17 protein-coding genes are annotated in these 19,423 nt (G+C 64.8%); 9 read left to right on the top strand and 8 right to left on the bottom strand.

Going from position 1 to position 19,423, the window contains the following annotated elements; all coding sequences use genetic code 11:
* Positions 1 to 17: 17 nt before the first annotated feature.
* Complete coding sequence (locus tag NCT05_RS25740; RefSeq protein WP_175982023.1) at positions 18 to 1,445, top strand: aldehyde dehydrogenase family protein; 1,428 nt, start codon at positions 18 to 20, stop codon at positions 1,443 to 1,445.
* Positions 1,446 to 1,505: 60 nt separating this feature from the next.
* On the opposite strand, the gene NCT05_RS25735 is transcribed toward NCT05_RS25740, so the two are convergent.
* Together NCT05_RS25735 and NCT05_RS25730 are read right to left on the bottom strand one after the other, a co-directional pair.
* Complete coding sequence (locus NCT05_RS25735; RefSeq protein WP_063828775.1) at positions 1,506 to 1,874, bottom strand: BON domain-containing protein; 369 nt, start codon at positions 1,872 to 1,874, stop codon at positions 1,506 to 1,508.
* Between the two features lie 106 nt (positions 1,875 to 1,980).
* Positions 1,981 to 3,093, bottom strand: coding sequence for a porin (locus tag NCT05_RS25730; RefSeq protein ID WP_175982025.1), 1,113 nt, complete (start codon positions 3,091 to 3,093; stop codon positions 1,981 to 1,983).
* Between the two features lie 296 nt (positions 3,094 to 3,389).
* On the opposite strand from NCT05_RS25730, the gene NCT05_RS25725 reads away from it, so the two are divergent.
* Entirely contained in the window at positions 3,390 to 6,197 is a 2,808-nt protein-coding gene (locus NCT05_RS25725; RefSeq protein ID WP_250503503.1) for a winged helix-turn-helix domain-containing protein, read from the top strand.
* 17 nt (positions 6,198 to 6,214) lie between these two features.
* Here NCT05_RS25725 and NCT05_RS25720 read toward each other — a convergent pair whose 3' ends face one another.
* The 6 genes from NCT05_RS25720 to NCT05_RS25695 are packed head-to-tail and all read right to left on the bottom strand — an operon-like array spanning position 6,215 to position 11,865.
* Positions 6,215 to 7,354: an acyl-CoA dehydrogenase family protein gene (locus NCT05_RS25720; RefSeq protein ID WP_250503502.1), complete on the bottom strand. Its 1,140-nt coding sequence runs from the start codon at positions 7,352 to 7,354 to the stop codon at positions 6,215 to 6,217.
* Positions 7,355 to 7,362: 8 nt separating this feature from the next.
* Positions 7,363 to 8,556 (bottom strand): acyl-CoA dehydrogenase family protein, encoded by a 1,194-nt coding sequence (locus NCT05_RS25715; RefSeq protein WP_250503501.1) that lies wholly within the window; start codon positions 8,554 to 8,556, stop codon positions 7,363 to 7,365.
* 59 nt (positions 8,557 to 8,615) lie between these two features.
* Positions 8,616 to 9,401, bottom strand: coding sequence for a citryl-CoA lyase (locus NCT05_RS25710; protein ID WP_250503499.1), 786 nt, complete (start codon positions 9,399 to 9,401; stop codon positions 8,616 to 8,618).
* Between the two features lie 9 nt (positions 9,402 to 9,410).
* Positions 9,411 to 9,914 carry a MaoC family dehydratase gene (locus tag NCT05_RS25705; RefSeq protein ID WP_250503498.1) on the bottom strand — a complete coding sequence of 168 codons (504 nt, stop codon included), beginning with the start codon at positions 9,912 to 9,914 and terminating at the stop codon, positions 9,411 to 9,413.
* A gap of 7 nt (positions 9,915 to 9,921) precedes the next feature.
* The gene (locus NCT05_RS25700; protein WP_250437016.1) at positions 9,922 to 11,070 is read right to left on the bottom strand and encodes an acyl-CoA dehydrogenase family protein; all 1,149 of its coding nucleotides are present in this window, start codon (positions 11,068 to 11,070) and stop codon (positions 9,922 to 9,924) included.
* A 42-nt stretch (positions 11,071 to 11,112) separates the two neighbouring features.
* Complete coding sequence (locus NCT05_RS25695) at positions 11,113 to 11,865, bottom strand: SDR family NAD(P)-dependent oxidoreductase (RefSeq protein ID WP_033535894.1); 753 nt, start codon at positions 11,863 to 11,865, stop codon at positions 11,113 to 11,115.
* A gap of 227 nt (positions 11,866 to 12,092) precedes the next feature.
* Here NCT05_RS25695 and NCT05_RS25690 point away from each other — a divergent pair, with 227 nt between their 5' ends.
* From NCT05_RS25690 to NCT05_RS25660, 7 genes are all read left to right on the top strand, one after another.
* Positions 12,093 to 13,976 (top strand): feruloyl-CoA synthase, encoded by a 1,884-nt coding sequence (locus NCT05_RS25690; RefSeq protein ID WP_250503496.1) that lies wholly within the window; start codon positions 12,093 to 12,095, stop codon positions 13,974 to 13,976.
* A gap of 20 nt (positions 13,977 to 13,996) precedes the next feature.
* The gene (locus NCT05_RS25685; RefSeq protein ID WP_250503494.1) at positions 13,997 to 15,136 is read left to right on the top strand and encodes an acyl-CoA dehydrogenase family protein; all 1,140 of its coding nucleotides are present in this window, start codon (positions 13,997 to 13,999) and stop codon (positions 15,134 to 15,136) included.
* A 35-nt stretch (positions 15,137 to 15,171) separates the two neighbouring features.
* On the top strand, positions 15,172 to 16,359 hold the full coding sequence (locus tag NCT05_RS25680; RefSeq protein WP_008347320.1) for a lipid-transfer protein: 1,188 nt from the start codon (positions 15,172 to 15,174) through the stop codon (positions 16,357 to 16,359).
* The gene (locus NCT05_RS25675) at positions 16,359 to 16,796 is read left to right on the top strand and encodes a MaoC family dehydratase N-terminal domain-containing protein (RefSeq protein WP_008347319.1); all 438 of its coding nucleotides are present in this window, start codon (positions 16,359 to 16,361) and stop codon (positions 16,794 to 16,796) included. The genes NCT05_RS25680 and NCT05_RS25675 overlap by 1 nt, the downstream gene beginning before the upstream one ends.
* 14 nt (positions 16,797 to 16,810) lie before the next feature.
* Positions 16,811 to 17,227 (top strand): MaoC family dehydratase, encoded by a 417-nt coding sequence (locus NCT05_RS25670; RefSeq protein WP_008347317.1) that lies wholly within the window; start codon positions 16,811 to 16,813, stop codon positions 17,225 to 17,227.
* Positions 17,228 to 17,249: 22 nt separating this feature from the next.
* Positions 17,250 to 18,071 (top strand): SDR family NAD(P)-dependent oxidoreductase, encoded by an 822-nt coding sequence (locus NCT05_RS25665; RefSeq protein WP_250503492.1) that lies wholly within the window; start codon positions 17,250 to 17,252, stop codon positions 18,069 to 18,071.
* Positions 18,072 to 18,403: 332 nt separating this feature from the next.
* Positions 18,404 to 19,387, top strand: coding sequence for a glycosyltransferase family 2 protein (locus NCT05_RS25660; protein ID WP_250503491.1), 984 nt, complete (start codon positions 18,404 to 18,406; stop codon positions 19,385 to 19,387).
* The last annotated feature ends 36 nt before the right edge of the window (positions 19,388 to 19,423 follow it).

The raw sequence follows: 19,423 nt of genomic DNA, 5'->3' as shown, positions 1-19,423 counted from the left end.
CACGCAATGGAGAAACCGTGAAAGAGTTGAACAAGTTCTATATCGGCGGACGTTGGGTCGAGCCGGCCGCCGGCGCGCATTTCGCCGACATCGTCAATCCCGCGACGGAAGACGTCATCGGCCGCGTGGCGATGGGCACGAGCGCCGACGTCGACGCCGCGGTCGCAGCGGCGCGCGCCGCGTTTCCCGCGTGGTCGCGCACGAGCGTCGCGACGCGCGCGGCGTTGCTGAGCCGCGTCATGACGCTGTACAAGGAACGCATGGGCGCGCTCGCCGACGCGATCACCACGGAAATGGGCGCGCCCGCATGGCTCGCGCGCGAGAAGCAGGCGCCCGCCGGACTCGGCCAGTTTCACGGCACGCTGACCGCGCTGCAGGACTTCCCGTTCGTCGCCACGCGCGGACGCACGCAGATCGTGCGCGAGGCGATCGGCGTGGCGGCGCTCATCACGCCGTGGAACTGGCCGCTCAATCAGATCGCGGCGAAAGTCGCGCCCGCGCTTGCGGCGGGCTGCACCATCGTGTTGAAGCCATCGGAAATCACGCCGCTCGACGCCGAGCTTTTCGCGCAGATTCTCCACGACGCGGGCGTGCCAGCCGGCGTGTTCAACATGATTTACGGCGATGGCGCCGACATCGGCGGGGCGCTCGCGAGCCATCGCGGTGTCGATATGGTGTCGATCACCGGATCGACGCGCGCGGGTGTCGATGTCGCGATGAAAGCGGCGCCGACCGTGAAGCGCGTCACGCAGGAGCTGGGCGGCAAGTCGCCGAACCTGATCCTCGACGACGCCGATCTGAAGAGCGCCGTATCGAACGGCGTGATCTTCTGCATGCTCAACTCCGGCCAGACGTGCATCGCGCCGACGCGCATGCTGGTGCCGAAGCGTCTGCACGACCACGCCGTTGCAATCGCTGCCGCGACCGCGAACGCGCTGACGGTCGGCGATCCGGCGCATCCCGATACCAAACTCGGCCCGATCTCGAATCGGCGTCAGTACGAGCGCGTACAGCAGATGATCCAGCGCGGCATCGACGAAGGCGCGACGCTCGCAGCCGGCGGCCCCGGCCGGCCCGATACGCTCACGCGCGGCTTCTACGCGCGCCCGACCGTGTTCGCCAACGTGCGCAACGACATGAGCATTGCGCGCGAGGAAATTTTCGGTCCGGTCGTCGTGATGATTCCGTATTCGAGTGAAGACGAAGCCATCGACATCGCCAACGATACCGACTTCGGTCTCGCCGCCTACGTGTCGTCATCCGACGCGGCGCGCGCGCGTCGCGTCGCGGATCATCTGCGCGCGGGGGCGGTGATGCTCAACGGCGCGACGCTCGACCTGAACGCGCCTTTCGGCGGCTACAAGACATCCGGCAACGGTCGCGAGTTCGGCGAGCACGGTTTGTCCGAGTTCCTCGAAACGAAGTCGATCGCCGGCTGCGCGTAATGCAAACGCCCCGCGTCGGCGCAAACCGGCGCGGGGCGACGAAGGAACGTTCAAGCGCTATCAGAACGTCGAGAGCGTCAGCGTGTTGCGCACCGTTTTCACGCCCGGCACGCCCTGCGCCACGCGCGTCGCCTGCTCGATCTGCGCGACTTCGGGAACCCAGCCTTCGAGCAGCACGTCGCCGTCGGTGGCGCGCACAGTGATGCCGGCCGCGCGCATTCCCTTTGCGTCGGCGAGCGCGGTGAGGATCTTCCGGCGCAGCGCGCGATCCGCCGCTTTCGACGAAGTCTTGCCGCCATTCGCCGCCGATGCCATCGCCGGCACGGACGCGCTCACGGGCGCCGACGCGCCGCTCTGCGCGTTGCCATAAAACGATGCGCTGACGGCGGCGACGCCGATCATCAGCTTTGCAGTTCGAAGTAATTTCATAGTGTGATTTGCCGCCATGTTTGTTGTAACGATGCTCGATGCGATGAATGCCGAACGGCGCACTCCGCCGCGCCCGCAGGTTCGGACGAAGCGCGCCCGCTGTCAATCAGAAGCGATGCGACATGCCGACGCCGACGAGCGTCTGATTCTCGCCCGCGGTCGTCGTGTAGCCGGGCCAGGCGGTCGTCGCGAGGCCGTTGTTCTTCATGAAGCCCGCGCGCGCATAAAGGGTCGTGCGCTTCGAGAGGCTATGATCCGCGCCGACCTGCACGCCCCAGGTGTTGTCATGCACGCCGCGCGCGAGGCGCTGAAAGCCGGCGATTTCGATGGCGTCGGCGGGCGTCGCCTGAATCGTCGCGCCGATTTCCGCGACGCTGAACGGATGCGCCGCGTTCAGCCGCGCCGCGACGGAACCCGCGGCCGGATTCTCCGGCTTGTGATACGTGTAGTTGGCCTGCAGATTCACGATGCCGATGCGATACGCGAGCGCCGCCGTGTAATGCTCGACGGACACCGTGTTCACCGCAGCCGGCAATCCCGGCAAGGTCTTCGATCCGGGATGCTGGAACTGATACGACACGCCTGCGTACAGCCCGTAACCGGAGTACGTGGCGGCCACATCGAGCATGTTGCCCGTGCTCTGCGGATACGGCTGCGTCACGGACGCCGCGAGCGCATACATGCCCCAAAGCTGGAATCCGCTGAGATTCGGCGACTTGTAGACGATCGCATTGCTCGAACGGCCGCCGCCCGTCTGCGTGGCGATCGTGTTTCGGTCGATGGAATTCGCCGATGCCGCGAGCGGCGAGAGCACTTCGTTCGCGCGAAACGGATCGGTCGGATAGAGCGACCAGAACGTCGGCTGATACTGCCGGCCGAACGTCAGCGAGCCGTACTTTTCGTGCGACAGACCGACCCACGCCTGACGATAGAACATCACCGAGGAATCGGCGAAAGCGGTGCCGTTGTTGATGTTGAAGCCGCTCTCCAGCGTGAACACGGCCTTCAGGCCGCTGCCGAGATCTTCGCTGCCCTTCAGGCCGACCATCGAACCGCTGTTGCCGCCGCTTCGCATCGACCAGGAATGCTGGCCGCCGTTGTCGTACCACTGAAAGAATGCGTCCGCGACGCCGTAAAGCGTGACGCTGGACTGGGCCGCCGCGCCGCTCGCCACGACCGCAAGGGCCGCACCGGCAACGCTCTTCCTGACGATACACATAGCTGTCTCCTCGTTATGGGTTTTTGGTCTCCCCGGCGCGTTTGTCCGATGCACGCGACGCACGCCGACGCCCCTCCGATCCCGTCCGATTCAGTGTTGCAGGGCGTCTTCGCGTCACCACTACCCGAATCGAGTAGGCGCGGGAATACCCCAGTTCGTTCGTCGAGCGAACCATTGCCGTACTCCGATAGTTCCCGCGCCGGACTACGCGTGTTCCCTAGCGGGCACGGCGCGTCGTGAACGCTAGAATCGCCGGCATCGGAGTTTTGTCCCACCTTGAAAGACGCAGGTGCTTGATGACTGAAACGATCCTCCTTCGCTATCCGAATCATTCCGACGACGACACCGCGCGGGCATCCGCGTCCGATCCGGCCTGCGCATCGCCGCGCATATCGACGCGCATCATGGGCCGCGAGCGGCTCGTCGCGCAGCTCGTCGAAGCCCGGCGCAAGCGCTGCATCGTGATGCAAGGCCCGGCGGGCTACGGCAAGACGACCGCGCTCATCGCGTGGCGCGAGGCGCTTTATCCGCTAGCGTTTCAGGTCGCGTGGCTCACGCTGTCCGATGAAACCGACGACCTCGCCCGGTTCCTCGACGCACTGGCCGCGAGCCTCGCGCAAGTCGATCCGTCGATCGCCGGCGACGCCGCCCTGCTCGGCGGCCGCGGCCTCGACGACGAAGCGGTCGAACGCACGATCATCGCGCTGGTGCGCGGCATCGCGGGCCGTCAGGGCGATCTCGTGCTCGTGCTCGACGATCTGCATCGGCTGACGGATCGGCGCTGTCATCAATCGCTGCAATGGCTGCTCGATTACGCGCCGCCGAATCTGCATGTCGCGATCGCGTCGCGCGGCGCGATTCCGCTGTCCGTCGGCCGCATTCGCGACGAAGGTCTGCTGCTCGAACTCGACATGCGCGATCTGCGCTTTTCGATGGCGGAATCGTTCGCGTTTCTCAAATCGCAGCTTCGCGACATCGCCCCGCGCGACGCGCGCCGCATGCACGAAATGACCGATGGCTGGATCGCCGGGCTGCAGCTGATGGTGGTCGGCGCGAAGCGCGGGAACGTCGCGCCGAAGCAGCTCGCGCTCGATGAAGCGTTCGCGGACGCTCCGCTGCTCGACATCCACACGTTCGCGGAGTATTTCGGACGCGAAGTGCTGTCGCGGCTCGCCGCGAGCGAATGCGAGCTGCTCATGCGGATGGCCGTGTGCGAGCGGCTCTGCGCGCCCTTGTGCGTCGCGCTGATCGGCCGCGCGGATCATCCCGACAGCGTGCTCAAGCTGCTCGCCCGTCTGGAAAGCGACAATCTCTTTCTCGCGCCCGCCGGTCAGGATGCACGCAATGTGTGGTATCGCCTGAATCCGCTCTTTCGCGAGACCTTGCTGGAGCGTTTTCGCGCACGCAGCGAGGCGCAGCAGCGGCAAGTGCATCACACGGCATGGCAGTGGTTCCGCGAGCACGATTACGCCGATGAAGCCGTGCGTCACGCCGTGCTCGCCGGCGAACCCGCCGCCGCCGCCGATCTCGTCGCGCAGATCGCGCGCGCCCTGCAGCCGCGCGGCGAACTGCGCCGGATCGTCGCGCTGATGCGTCTCTTGCCGCAAGCCGAGATTCAGGCGCGCGTCGGGCTGCGGCTCTGGATGATCCATCTGCATCTCTACAATCGCGAGTTCGACGCTTGCGCGAGCGAGATCGAACGGCTGCGCACCGATCTCGCGCACGACGACACGCACTCGCGCTATCGCGTAACGCTGCTGGAAGCCGCGCTCGCGGTCCAGCGCGACGATCTCGACGCCGCCTGCACACTGCTGCCGCAGTTGCGCACGCTGCCGGACGACGCGCAAGGCATCACCATCGGCGCGCACAACAATCTGCTGACCTGGGCGCATACGCTGCGCGGCGAATTCGACGAAGCGCGCCGCGCGCAGACCGACCGCGCGCCCGTGCTCGCGGACGGCACGCCGCTCATGAGCACGTCGGCGGGCGTGCTGAGCGGGCGCGCGCTCGTGGGTTTCGGTCATCTGCTGGAAGGCGATCTGCTGCGCACCGAGCGCGTGTGCCGCGACGTGCTCCACGAGGCCGAACCGCGTGGCAGCGCCGCGGCGGAGGCGTCCGCGCTCGCCGCCGCGCTGCTCGGCGAAGTGCTCTACGAATCCGGCGATGCCGATCAGGCGTGCAAGCTGCTCGAAGAACGTCTCGACGTCATCGAGCGCGTGTCGTTTCCGGATGCGGTGACGAGCGTGCTCACGGTGCTGTCGTCATCGCGCTGGCTCGCGGGTCATCGGCTCGATGCGATCGCGTGTCTCGATCGGCTCGAGGATTACGCCGCGAAGCACGATCTGCGGCGCGCGCTCGCGCATTGCGTCGCGCAGCGCGTCCGGCGCGACTTGCAGGGCGGCCAGTTCGACGCCGCGCACGCGGGCCTCGCGCGGCTCGACGAACTGACCGCGCGCGCCGGCTCGCTCGCGCACGCGGCCGATTTCCGCTTCGTCGCGCAGCAGGCGCACATCGACTGGCGCATGGCGCACGAGGATCACGACGCGGCGGCGCATGCGCTCGCGCCGCTCATCGAACTGTGCCGGGCGCGCGGCTGGCAGCGACGCACCGTGTCTCTGGAAGTGCGCAGGGCTGTCACGGCGCACGTTCGCGGCGACGCGGATTCGGCGCGCCAGGTCATGCTGGACGCCGTGCGCCACGGACATCGCCTGGGCCTCGTGCGCACGCTGCTCGATGCGCATCCCGCCGCGCTGGATCTGATCGGCGCCGCCGTCCGGACCGAACCGCAGGGCGCGGTGTTGCAGTTCTACGCCGATCGTCTGCGCAGCGCGCAAGCGCGCGCGACGGCGAAGCGGCCGGACGCGCCAGGATCAGGCGTGCGCGCCGGCGAGGCGAAGGCGCCGGAAATCCTGAGCGTGCGGGAAACGAAGGTGTTGAGCCTGCTCGCGCAGGCGTTGCCGAACAAGAAGATCGCCCGGACGATGGGCATATCGCCCGAGACGGTCAAATGGCATCTGAAGAACATCTACAGCAAGCTCGGCGTGTCGAGCCGCGACGAAGCCGTCGCGCGCTCGCGGGACCTCGCGCTGAGCGACGGCGCGTGATCCCGGACGCGCGCGTCTCACGCGGCGCGCGCGCGTGCCTCCGGCTCGATCGGCAGATTCGCCAGCACGTCGGCGTGAAATTCCGCATCGCCCAGACGTAGCGACGCCACCATCAGCGACTTGAAGTAATCGCCGACAGCCAGTTCCGCCGTAACGCCCATGCCGCCGTGCAACTGCACGGCCTGCTCGCCGACGAAACGCGCCGCGCGGCTCACGATCAGCTTCGCCGACGAAATCATGCGACGCCGCTCGATGACGCTCGGATGATCGATGGCCGATGCCGCCAGATGCGCCATCGACAACGCCAGTTCCTTTTGCACGGCCATGTCCGCGACGCGATGGCGCAACGCCTGAAAGCGCGCGAGCGGCTGGCCGAACTGCTTGCGCGTGCTCAGATATTCGGCCGTCATCTCGACGAGGCGTTCCAGCGCGCCCGCGCTTGCCGCGCATTGCGCCGCGATGCCGAGTTCGAGTGCGCTTTCGAGCATCGCTTCGCCGCGCGCGGTATCGCCGATGAGCGCGCTTTTCGGCACGCGCACCGCCTTCAGCGTGACTTGCGCATCGTGCGTGCCGTCGAGCGTCGGATAGGCGCGAATCGTCACGCCGGCAGCCGACGACGGCACGACGAACAGCGACATTGCCTGCGCCGACGCGTTCCACGCCGATACGATCAGCGATTGCGCGACGGCGCCATGCCATACGTGAACTTTCTCGCCGTCGAGCAGGAAGCCGTCGTCACGCGCTTCGGCTACCGTCGACGGACGCGCGAAGTCGTAGCGGGCACACGGCTCCTGATACGCGAGCGTCACGATCTCGCGGCCTTCGGCGATCGGCGGCAGCCACGCTTCGCGTTGCGCTTCGGTGGCGTATCGCTGAATCAGCCCGGCCGCCATGACCGCGCACGGAATGAGCGGCTCTGGCAAGCACGCGCGGCCCGCTTCGAACTGAATGGCGAATGTGTCCGTGGCTTGGCCATCGAAACCGCCGTGCTCGGAGCCGATCACGAGCCCCAGCACGCCGAATTCCGCGTAGGTTCGCCACGCGTCGCGGCTGAAACCGTTCGCCTTGCGGCGCGCCTCCAGCGGATAGCGCTCTTCCGTGAAGCGCCTCAGGCTGTCCGCGAGCTGGCGCTGTTCTTCGCTGTATGAAAAGTCCATGTCCGATCTCATCCCTCGATGACCGCTTTCGCAATGATTTCCTTCTGCACCTCGTTCGTGCCGCCGTAGATGGTCGGCTTGCGCATCTCCAGATAGAAGCTGCCGATGCTCGCGCCATGACCGGGATCGGGCGTCCATCCGTCGAAGCCGTCGGCGAGCCAGTCGGGCGAGAACGGCACCGCATTCGGCCCGGCGATATCGAGTTGCAGCGCCGACAACGACTGCTGCAGTTCGGACCCGCGAATCTTGAGGATCGACGATTCCACGCCCGCGCCGCGCTGACTCGCCTGCGACGCGACGCGCATCAGCAGCATTTCGAGCGCCAGCACTTCGGCCTCGATGCACGCGATCTTCTCGCGCACGCGCACGTCGTCCGCGAGCGGCTTGCCGTGGCGGCGCTCGCGCTGCGCCAGCGCCTTCACGTAATTCAGCTCGCGTCTGCAATTGCCGATGCCCGCGATACCCGTGCGCTCATGGCCGAGCAGGTATTTCGCGTAGGTCCAGCCGCAGTTCTCCTCGCCGACGAGGTTTTCGACGGGCACCTTTACTTCGTCGATGAAGACTTCGTTGACATCGGTGAGGCCTTCGAGCGTGCGGATCGGACGCACGGTGATGCCGGGGCTTTTCATGTCGATCAGCAGCAGCGAGATGCCGCTTTGCGGCTTCGCTTCGGGATCGGTTCGCACGAGACAGAACATCCAGTCGGCGTGCTGCGCGTAGGTCGTCCAGGTCTTTTGCCCGTTGACGATGTAATGGTCTCCGTCGCGCACCGCCCGTGTTTTCAGCGAGGCGAGATCCGAACCCGCGCCCGGTTCGGAATAGCCTTGACACCACCAGTCCTCGGCGGTCGGAATGCGCGGCAGGAAGCGCGCCTGCTGCGCCTTGCTCGCGAACTTCATCAGCACCGGGCCGATCATGTTGAGGCCGAATGGAAGCTGACGCGGCGCACCCGCGATGCCGCATTCGATATCGAACAGCAGCCGCTGCAACGCACTCCAGCCCGTGCCGCCGAACTCGGCCGGCCAGCCGGGCGCGCCCCAGCCATGCTGATACAGAATGCGCTGCCAGCGCACGAAGTCGTCGGCATCGAGGTGACGATGATTGAGCACTTTCTCTCGCAGATCCACGGGCAGGTTCTCTGCGAGAAAGCGGCGTACCTGGTCGCGGAACGCGAGATCCGCGCTTGAATAGCTGAGGTTCATGGCACTTCCTTCTGGAGGCGCCCCTTCGCGGAGCGCCTGAGTTAGCGTCGGCTGGCGGCTCAGCGCGTGCGTGAGCGCGCCGGAATTTCGTTGCGCTCGTCCTGCGTCAACACAAGATCCCAGATTTGCTGCGCGACCGGGTTCTGACGCTCCTCGTACAGATGCGCGATGAGCCCCGCCGCGCGCCCGACGAGCATGAAGCCGCGCGCGAGCAGCGGATCGAGCGACATGTCCGCGACGATCGCACCGATCGCGCCCACGGCGTTGAGCGGCAGGTTCTTGCCGTGCTCGTCGCGCAGCACGCGCTCGATCGCGAACACGAGCCGCCAGTGCTTGCCGAAATAGCCGTTGTCGCGCGATGCCTGCGCGAGCGTCGCGACGCGCGGATCGCCGTGGATGTGGATCGGATGCCCGACGCCGTAGATCGGCTGCTTCGCTTCCTTCGCGCGCCGCACGGTCTCGCGCGCGCACGCGGTGATGTCGTCCTCGCTCGCGTCGTCGCGCAATTCGCGACCGGCCTTGATAAGCATCTCCGCCGCGTTCTGCGTCGTGCCGAGAAAGACGCTGCCCGCGCCGAGGAGCCCAGCCGCGACCGCCTGCATCGCCTCGGGCGCGCCGAGATACGTGAGACGCGCGCTCATCGCGGAAGGCGTCAGGCCGTGATCGCACGCCGTCACGAGAATGAGATTGACCATGCGCTTTTCGCGCTCGTCGGGCACGCGGTTCAGGATCGTCAACATCATCGTTTCGACGAAGTCGAGTTTGCCCAGAATGTCCTTCGACAGATCCTTGCCGCGCACGGTGATCCTGTCGATCGTCGTGTAGCCGATTTCGGTGCTGACCATGCTGTCTCCTTATGAATCGTTCTGCGCGCGGCGCAGGACCATCATGCGTACGTCGCATTCGCAGACGGTCTCGCCGCGCTGATTGACCGCCACACGCCTGAAATCGACGATGCCGCGCGCCGGGTTCGACGTCTCGCGCCTGTCGCTGATTTCGATGCGCGCCTTGATCGTGTCGCCGATGAGCGTCGGCTTCGGAAAGCGGATGCGCGTCTCCAGCATGCCGATCAGCGACGGCTCGAGCAGTTGATTGACCACCGTGCGCGTGTTCAATCCCGACACGATCGACGCGACGAGCATGCCGTGCGCGATGCGCGCGCCCCACGGCGTGCTCGCGGCGTATTCGGCATCGACGTGCACGCGGTTGTAATCGGCGGAAAGCGCGGCGAAGCTCACGACGTCCGCTTCGGTCACGGTGCGGCTCGCCGTTTCGAACGAGAAGCCCGGCTCCAGGTCTTCCCAGTAGTAGCGCGCGGTGTCGAGGTCGCGCGGCGCGAGCATGTTTTCCTGGTTCATGCGCGCCTCACACGATCGCCGACATGCCGAGCACTTCGCGCCCGACGATCAGCGTCTGCACTTCGGCGGTGCCTTCGGGAATGGTGCCGCCGCTCGTGTCGCGGAATATGCGCTCCAGCGGATACTCCGTCGAATAGCCGATGCCGCCGTGCACGCCGATCGCGATCTTCGCCACTTCATGCGCCGCTTCGGCAGCATAGAGCTTCGCGATCGAGCATTCGATGCGCGCGGGCAAACCCTTCTGCAACGCGACGGCCGCCTTGTAGCCGAGCGCGCGCGCAGCTTCGGTGCGCACCATCATGTCGACGATATGCTTCTGCACGAGCTGGAACTGGCCGATCGGCTTGCCGAACTGCTTGCGCGTCTTCGCGTATTCGACGGACAGATCGAGCGCCGCCTGCGCCGCGCCGACCGCGCCCATCGCAATATTCATGCGGCCGTAGTTCAGTCCGATCGCCATCACCTTGAGGGCGCCGCCTTCCGCGCCGAGCAGGTTTTCCTTCGGAATGCGCAGATCGTTGAGAAAAAGCTCGGACGTGCCCGACGCCTTCAGCACCATCTTGTCGACGAGCCGCGCCTCGACGGGCGTCTGCGACTTGTCGACCAGAAAGAGCGAGTGGCCGCCGTCGCACGTCTTGCTGTGCGTGCGCGCGAGCACGATGGCGTAATCGGCCGCGACGCCGTTCGTGATCCACAGCTTCGTGCCGTTGAGCACGTAGTGATCGCCGCGATCTTCGGCGCGCGTTTCGATGCCCGCCGGATTCGAGCCGTGATTCGGCTCGCTGAACGCGACGCACGCGCCCTTTTGCGACGCGAGCACGGGCGCGAGAAAACGCGCCTTCTGCTCGTCGTTGCCCTGATGCGAAACGAGCCGGCAGAACACGTTCGTGATATTGACGATGGTGCGCAGCGAGCCCCAGAAATAGCCGCATTCTTCGAGCATCATCGCCCAAGTGACGAAATCGAGGCCCATGCCGCCGTCTTCTTCCGGCAGCAGGCCGCCGATATAGCCGAACTGGCTCACGCCCGCGAGCAGGTCGAGCGGAATGCGCCGCGCCTTCTCGCATTCGTCGATGCGCGCCACGACTTCATTGCGCATATAACGGCGGATGCTGTCGCGCAGCGCGACCTGATCCGCGTCGAAATCAAAATCCATGTGCCACCTGCGTCTTCGAATGATGGGTAAATGAATGCGCGTTCAGGACGAGAAGCGCCCGCCCGTGACGTACAGCGTGACGCCGGAGATGTAGCGCGCGCGCTCCGACGCGATGAACGCAACCGCCGACGCGATGTCGCCGGGCATGCCGAGAAAGCCGACCGGCGTTTTGGCGATCGCCGAGTCGCGCAGCGTTTCGTACGTGGGATTGGCGCGCATCAGTTCGGTCTCGACGAAGCCCGGCGCGACCGCGTTCACGGTGATGCCGAACTTCGCCTGTTCGAGCGCGAGCGCGCGCGTGAAACCGATCAGGCCGAGTTTGGCGGCGCTGTAGTTGGTTTGCCCCGGATTGCCGAACACGGAGCGCGAAGAGATGTTCACGATGCGCCCCCACTTGCGCGCCATCATGCCGGGCAACACCGCGCGGCTGCTGTGAAACGCGCCTTTCAGGATCACGTCGACGACGGAGTCCCATTCGGGCTCGGTCATCTTCGTCAGATAGCGGTCCTTGTTGAAGCCCGCGTTGTTCACGAGGATGTCGACGCCGCCGAAGGCTTCGTCCGCCGCGTTCGCGACGTGCCGCACTTCGTCCTCGCTGCATACGTCGCAGCGCACCGCGATCGCCTGCGCGCCGCTCTTTTGCAGACCGCTTGCGACTTCGTCTGCGGCGGCGGCGTCGATATCGGACACGACGATGCGCGCGCCTTCCGCCGCCAGCATGCGCGCGACTTCCGCTCCAATGCCGCGTCCGCTGCCCGTGACGAGCGCGACCTTCCCGGCGATACCCAGATCCATGACGTCTCCCTTTGATTCGATGGCTTCACCGATGCGCGTTTTCAGCGACTTCGCGTTGTGCCGCATCGTGGAATGAAGATACGCTGCGGCGCCACAGGAGCCGCCACCCACCTCGGGTGGTCGCCGCCTTGCGCGCAAGCCGTATGCTTCTGAAAAGTGCAGAGCGCTCGAATCAGGCACCCAAGCCCGATCGGAAAGAAGCCAAACATGCTCAGGAGACAGGCGTAATGAGTACGTTAGAAGCAAGCGACGCGACGAAGCCGCGATATCGTCCCGTGCGGTTTCCGCAACGCCGCACGCTCGTGGAGCGCCGCGCCGACGGCACGCTGATTCTTCGCTGCGACCGTCCGTTGCCGGACATCGCGCAGCGTTCCTTCGCCGATTTCATTCCGCTCTGGGCCGCCGAACGCGGCGACACGCCCGCCTTCTGCGAGCGCGGCGAAGACGGCGCGTGGCGCGCGTTGAGCTGGAGCGAACTGTGGCGGCAAGTCCGCACGGTCGGCGCCGCGCTGCTCGAAATGGGCCTCGGCGCGGAACGTCCGCTGATGCTGCTGTCCGGCAACTCGATCGAACAGGCTGTCGTGCTGCTCGCCGCCGAATACGCGGGCATTCCGAGCGCGCCCATTTCGCCCACTTATGCGCTGCTCAGCAAGGACTTCGCGCGACTCAAGGCGATTTGCGAACGCGTGCCGCCCGGCGCGGTGTTCGTGCAGGAAACCGGTCCGTTCGCGCGGGCGCTCGCGGCGCTGCCGCTGAACGGCGCGCCTGTCATCGCAGTGAAACAGGCGCTGGCAGGACACATCGCATGGGACGCGTTGACCGCTCTTCCTCTATCGGACGCGCGGCTGCAAACGGTCGAGCAAGCGCATGCGGCCATCCAAAACGACGACACCGCGCGCGTGCTCTTCACCTCCGGCTCGACCGGCGCACCGAAGGGCGTGCGCCTCACGTACCACAATCTCGGCGCGGTGGCGGCCTACTATTCGGACAATCTCGCGTGGCTGCGCGAATCGCAGCCCGTGTTCCTCGACTGGCTGCCGTGGCATCACGGCCTGGGCGGCGTGCTGCATCTCGGGCGCGCAATCCAGTTCGGCGCGACGCATTACATCGACGATGGCCGGCCGCTTCCCGGCATGATCGAGCGCACGCTGCGCAATCTTCGCGACGTCGCGCCGACCATCTATACGAGCGTGCCGTCCGCCTGGGCCGCGCTGTCGAACGAACTCGAACGCGATCCGCTGCTCGCACAGAATCTCTTCGGCAAAGCCAGCTTCTTCGGATATGGCGGCGCGAGCATGCCGGTCGAAGTGTGGAACCGCATTCAGGCCGTCGCGGAGAAGACCATCGGCGAGCGCATGACGTTCTGCTCGGGACTCGCGGCCACGGAAACGTCGGGAATGGGCACGTACTGCGGCTGGGCGACCGACACACCGGGCAATATCGGCACGCCGTCGCTCGGCACCGAAGTCAAGCTGCTGCCGCTTCCGGGCGGCGACGGACGCTATGAAATCCGCATGCGCGGCCCGAACGTGTTCGGCGGCTACATCGGCCAGCCGGATTTGACCGCCGCCGCTTTCGACGAAGAAGGCTTCTTCCGTTTCGGCGATGCCGTGCGCCTCGCCGATCCCGCCGATCCGGCGAGGGGCATGGAGTTCGCGGGCCGCACCGTCGAAGACTTCAAGCTCGCGAACGGCAGTTGGGTGCGCGTCGGCGCGTTGCGGCTCGCGCTCGTCGACTGCTGCGCGCCGCTCGTTTCCGACGCCGTGATCTGCGGTCACGACCGCGACTATCTCGCGGCGCTCGCCTGGCCGAACGTCGCGGCATGCCAGCGCCTCGCGCCCGAGCTGGCGTCGCTGGATGCGAAGTCGCTCATCGCGCATCCGCTCGTCATCGGAGCTTTGCGCGAACGGCTCGTGCGGCAAAAGCCCGCCGGCGCGACGCTCGTCATCGAACGGCTCATGCTGATGGCCGAACCGCCATCGCTCGATGCCAACGAAATCGCCGACAAAGGTTACGTCAATCAGGCGACCACGCGCGCGCGCCGGGCGCATCTGATCGACGAGCTGTACGGGACCGAACCGGGCCAGCACATCGTCCGCGCGCGCCGATAACAAAACAAGAGGAGCTTGCAATGCACATCAATCGAACCGTCTTCAGAGACGATCACGAAATGCTTCGGACTACTGCGCGCAGATTCTTCGAGCGCGAATGCGTTCCGCGCCAGGCGCAATGGGATAAGGCCGGTTGCGTGGATCGTGAAACATGGCTCAAGGCCGGCAAGCAAGGGCTGCTGTGCACGTCGATTCCGTCGGAGTACGGCGGCGGCGGCGGCGACTTCGGGCACGTCGCCGTGCTCGTCGAAGAGATGGCGCACACGGGCGTGAGCGGACCGGGCTTTGGCGTGCACTCGGACATCGTCGCACCGTATATCGCGCGCATCGGCAATGAAGAGCAGAAGCAGAAATGGCTTCCCGCGATTTGCGCGGGCGAGCAGATTCTCGCGATCGCGATGACCGAGCCCGGCGTCGGCAGCGATCTCAAAGCCGTGCGAACCACCGCGCGGCGCGAAGGCAACGAGTACGTCATCAACGGCAGCAAGACCTTCATCACGAACGGTCTGAACTGCGATCTGATCGTGGTCGTCTGCACGACCGATCCGGCTGCGGGCGCGAAGGGCGTGAGCCTGATCGTCGTCGAAGCGACGCGCGAAGGCTTTCGCCGCGGCCGCAAGCTCGACAAGGTCGGATTGCACGCGCAGGACACCGCCGAACTCTTCTTCGACGACGTGCGCGTGCCCGTCGCGAACCGGCTCGGCGACGAAGGCAAGGGCTTCGCCTATCTGATGGCGGAATTGCCGCAGGAACGGCTCTCGATCGCGGTGAGCGCGGCGGCGCGTCTCGAAACCTGCCTGCAGCACACGATCGATTACGTGAAGGACCGTCGCGCGTTTGGACAGACCGTGTGGGACTTTCAGAACACCAAGTTCAAGCTCGCGGACATCAAGGCGCAGGCGATCGCGGTGCGTCTGATGATCGATCACTACATCGGCGAGCACACGCACCGCCGGCTGACGCTCGAGGAATCCGCGATCGCCAAGCTCTATTCGACCGAAGCGCTCGGCAAGGCGCTCGACGAGATGGTGCAACTGCACGGCGGCTACGGCTACATGCTGGAGTATCCGGTGGCGCGCGCATTCGTCGACGCCCGTGTCTCGCGCATTTTCGGCGGCACCAGTGAAGTCATGCGAGACCTCATCTCGCGCAAGCTCTGAATCCATCGAATCCTCAATCACTGAAGGAGAAGCACATGAGTCGCAAGGTGTATGTCGCGGGCGTGGGAATGATTCCGTTCAAGAAGCCGGGTGCAAGCGAGACGTACGACGTGATGGGCGAAATCGCGATCCGCGATGCGCTCGCCGACGCCGGCCTCGACTTCAAGGCCATCCAGCAGGCTTACGCGGGTTATGTGTACGGCGATTCGACGTGCGGCCAGAAAGCGCTTTATCGCGTCGGCATGACGGGCATTCCGGTCATCAACGTCAACAACAACTGCGCGACGGGTTCGTCGGCGCTCTGGCTTGCGCGCCAGGCCGTGGAAAGCGGCGCGGTCGATTGCGCGCTCGCCTTCGGCTTCGAATTCATGCAGCCGGGACCGCTGCTGCCGAAATGGCCGGATCGCGCGGCCGCGCTCGAGCGTGCGATCAGCCTGACGAACGAACTCGTCGACAACACGGAAGTGCCCACGGCGATTCGCCAGTTCGCGGGCGCGGGCCAGGCGCACATGCGCAAGTACGGCACGAAGCTCGAAACGTTCGCCCGCATTCGCGCGAAGGCGAGCGAGCACGCGGCACGCAATCCGCTCGCGGTGTTCCGCAACGTCGTGACGACCGAAGACGTGATGAACGCGCCGATGCTCTGGGAAGGCGTGCTCACGCGCCTGATGGCCTGCCCGCCGACATGCGGCGGCGCGGCGGCGATCGTCGTGTCCGAGGCCTTCGCGCGCAAGCACGGCCTGCGCACCGACGTGCTGATCGCCGGCCAGTCGCTCGCCACCGATCTGCCGAGCACGTACGAAGCGCGCGACATGATCCGCGTCGTCGGCTTCGACATCACGCGCAACGCGGCGCAGCAGGCATACGAGCAGGCGGGCGTCGGTCCCGAAGACATCGACGTGATCGAACTGCACGACTGCTTCGCGCAGAACGAACTGCTGACCTACGAAGGACTCGGCCTGTGCAAGGAAGGCGAAGGCGAGCGCCTCGTCATGGATGGCGACAACACCTACGGCGGCAAATGGGTGACGAATCCGTCGGGCGGCCTGCTTTCCAAGGGGCATCCGCTCGGCGCGACGGGTCTCGCGCAATGCTACGAGCTGACGCATCAGTTGCGCGGCACGGCCGGCGACCGTCAGGTCAAGGACGCGAAGATCGCATTGCAGCACAACCTCGGGCTGGGCGGCGCGGGCGTCGTCACCATCTACAAGAAGACTGCGTAATGGCGATCGACAAACAACACATCGGCATGAAGTTGCCGGTCTATTCCGCGACGGCGGACGCGTGGCGTCTGCGCTTCTTCGCGAAGGCGATCGGCGAAACCAATCCGGTCTACTTCGACGAAGCCGCCGCTCACGACGCCGGTTATCCGGCGCTGCCGCTGCCGCCGACGTTCCTGTTCTCGCTCGAATTCGAGCAGCCGTCGACGGCGTGGCGCGAGGCGATCGGCATCGTCTCGTCGCGCATTCTCCACGGCGAGCAGTCGTTCACGTATCACCGCATGGCGTATGCGGGCGACGTGCTGCGCTTCGAGAGCCGCATCGCCGATATCTACGACAAGAAGAACGGCGCGCTGTGGTTCATCGTGCGCGAGACGCGTGTCACGAACCAGCGCGGCGAGCACGTTGCCGATCTGCGCAGCGTCGTCGTTCAGCGATAAGCGGGGAAATGCGAATGAGCACCATCAATTTCGATTCGATCCAGATCGGCGACAGCTTGCCGCCGCTCACCCTTCCGCCCGTCGACCGCACGATGCTCGCGCTGTTCGCGGGCGCATCGGGCGATCACAACGCCATTCACATCGACACCGACTATGCGCGGCGCGCCCGCGTGCCGGACGTGTTCGCGCACGGCATGTTGTCGATGGCCTGGCTCGGCCGGCTGTTGACGTCGTGGGTGGAGCAACGGCAGCTTCGTGCGTTCGGCGTGCGCTTTGTCGGCATCACGCAGCTCGGGCATGTCGTGACGTGCACGGGCAAGGTCACCGAAAAATTCGAAGCCGACGGCGAACGCCGCGTGCGGCTCGAGATCCAGACCGTCAATCAATATGGCGAACCGCGCGTGCTCGGCGACGCGGTGATCGCGCTCTGACTTCAATCATCAGGAAGACATCATGGGAAAGCTCGAAGGCAAAGTGGCATTGGTAACCGGCTCGGGACGCGGCATCGGTCAGGCGATCGCGATGAAGCTCGCGAGCGAAGGCGCGCGCCTCGTCATCAACGATCTCGATGCCGAACCCGCGCAGGAAACCGTGGAACTGCTGCGCAAGCAAGGCACGGAAGCGGTGGCGTGTGTCGGTAACGTATCCGCGCCGGATTTTGCGGACCGGTTCATCGGCACGGCGATAAATTCGTTCAAGGGCATCGACATCATCGTGAATAACGCTGGTTTCACCTGGGACGACGTCGTGCAGAAGATGACCGACGAGCAATGGTACGCGGTGCTCGATTGCCATCTGACCGCGCCGTTTCGCATCCTGCGCGCCGCGTATCCGCACATCAAGGCGCTGCACGCCGCCGACAAGGAAGCCGGACGCGACAATTACCGCAAGATCGTGAACATTTCGTCGACGTCCGCGCTGAACGGTAACGCCGGTCAGATGAACTACTCGTCGGCGAAAGCGGGCGTGATCGGGATGACGCGCGCGCTGGCGCGCGAATGGGGCCGCTTCAACGTGAACGTCAACGCCGTGGCTTTCGGGCTCATCCATACGCGCATGACCGTGAGCACGGAGCAGGCGCAGACCGTGAAGATCGACGGGCGCGACATCCGTGTCGGCCTCAACGCCGACATGCTGAAGACGCACGCACAGCGCAATCCGCTCGGTCGTGGCGGCACGCCGGAAGAAGCCGCGGGCGGCGTCTATCTGTTCTGCTCGCCCGAGTCGAATTACATTACCGGCCAGACGGTGGCGGTTGCGGGCAACTTGCAGTAGAGCGATCGATTTTCCTTGGAGTGGCTGCTTCTCTTTGGCACGTTCGGATAGAGCCGAACGTGCCTTTTTGCTTTTTATCGCCATGGGAACGCGATAAGTTTTCGAAGTCCATAATTGACCGCCTTCGCGTCAGCCCGGTCATTAATTCGTGAATAGCAGGAGAACTGAAGTATTAAGTTCTTGTTGAAACAAGATAGCAGGGAAAATCTGCTGAATTGAACCATGCACCGGTTTGGCAATAGTCAATGACCCTGATGCGTGCATGCGATGCACCAAGTAGAATCCCTAAGCCGTTCTACTGAAAAAGGTCTCGAAGCTGGGACTGACAATACATGCAAGCACCGCCAAAAATCAGTGTCCTGCTGCCCGTGTACAAAGTCGAGCCGTACATTGAAGAATGCCTCGACTCGCTATTGTCAGAAACCTCCACCGACTTTGAGATTATTGCCGTCGACGACAGCAGTCCTGATCGATCCGGCGAAATGACTTCACGCATTCTGGAAAAGCAAAACAGAATATCGTGGAAACTCATCAAGAATCTCAAGAACAAAGGACTGGCCGAAACCCGCAAAATCGCCGCAATGGCGGCGCGTGGCGAATACGTTTTGTGCGTCGACAGTGACGATCACATTCATCACGACACCATTCGCCGTGTGATCCAGGAAGCCGACAAGCACAATGCAGACGTCGTGGTCTTCGCCGCCGAGAATCTGACGCCGGATGGCAAGGTCAATTACCGCATCGAGACGGGCGACGCCGTTATCAGCGGCGTGCAGGCGGTCGAGAAAATCCTCGATTTGTCCTTGCAGGCGTATTGCTGCAACAAACTCGTGCGCCGTTCGATTTTTCTCGCCGTGGAACATCCGACCGGACTGATTTACGAGGATATCGTCGTCTCGGTCCAGACGCTCGGGAAGTCGAAAATCGTGCGGCTGATGCCCGATACCTTGTACGCGTATATGTATCGGGAGGCGGGAATTTCGACGCGCTTCAATCCGAAGATCGTGGATCTCTTTGCGATTGTCGATCGCGTGGAGAGACTCACGGCGTCGATGCCTATACCGAATTACCGGCGTCTGCTGTTCCGGTTGAAGTACATCTATGCGTATCGCACAATTGCGTTTCAGGCGGCGATGAAGGCGCCGACTTACGGTTCCGCGAAGCCGATTCTACGCAGCGTGTCAGAAAAGTTGCGCATGGCGCATTTGCTCGGCATGTATTCGGACAGTCGGCCGAAGCTGTCGATCGTCATGGCGATGCTGAAGATTCATCCGTGGATTTTCTATTGCTTCGTCCGGCGATTCGGACAAAGGTAATCCTGCCACAGCGGCCGCGCTCCACGCGGCCGCTCG

It is taken from the genome of Caballeronia sp. AZ7_KS35, from assembly GCF_023631045.1.
GTDB lineage: Bacteria > Pseudomonadota > Gammaproteobacteria > Burkholderiales > Burkholderiaceae > Caballeronia > Caballeronia zhejiangensis.
The sequence above is the reverse complement of the archived record's forward strand: the minus strand, read 5'-3'. Positions and strand labels throughout refer to the sequence as shown.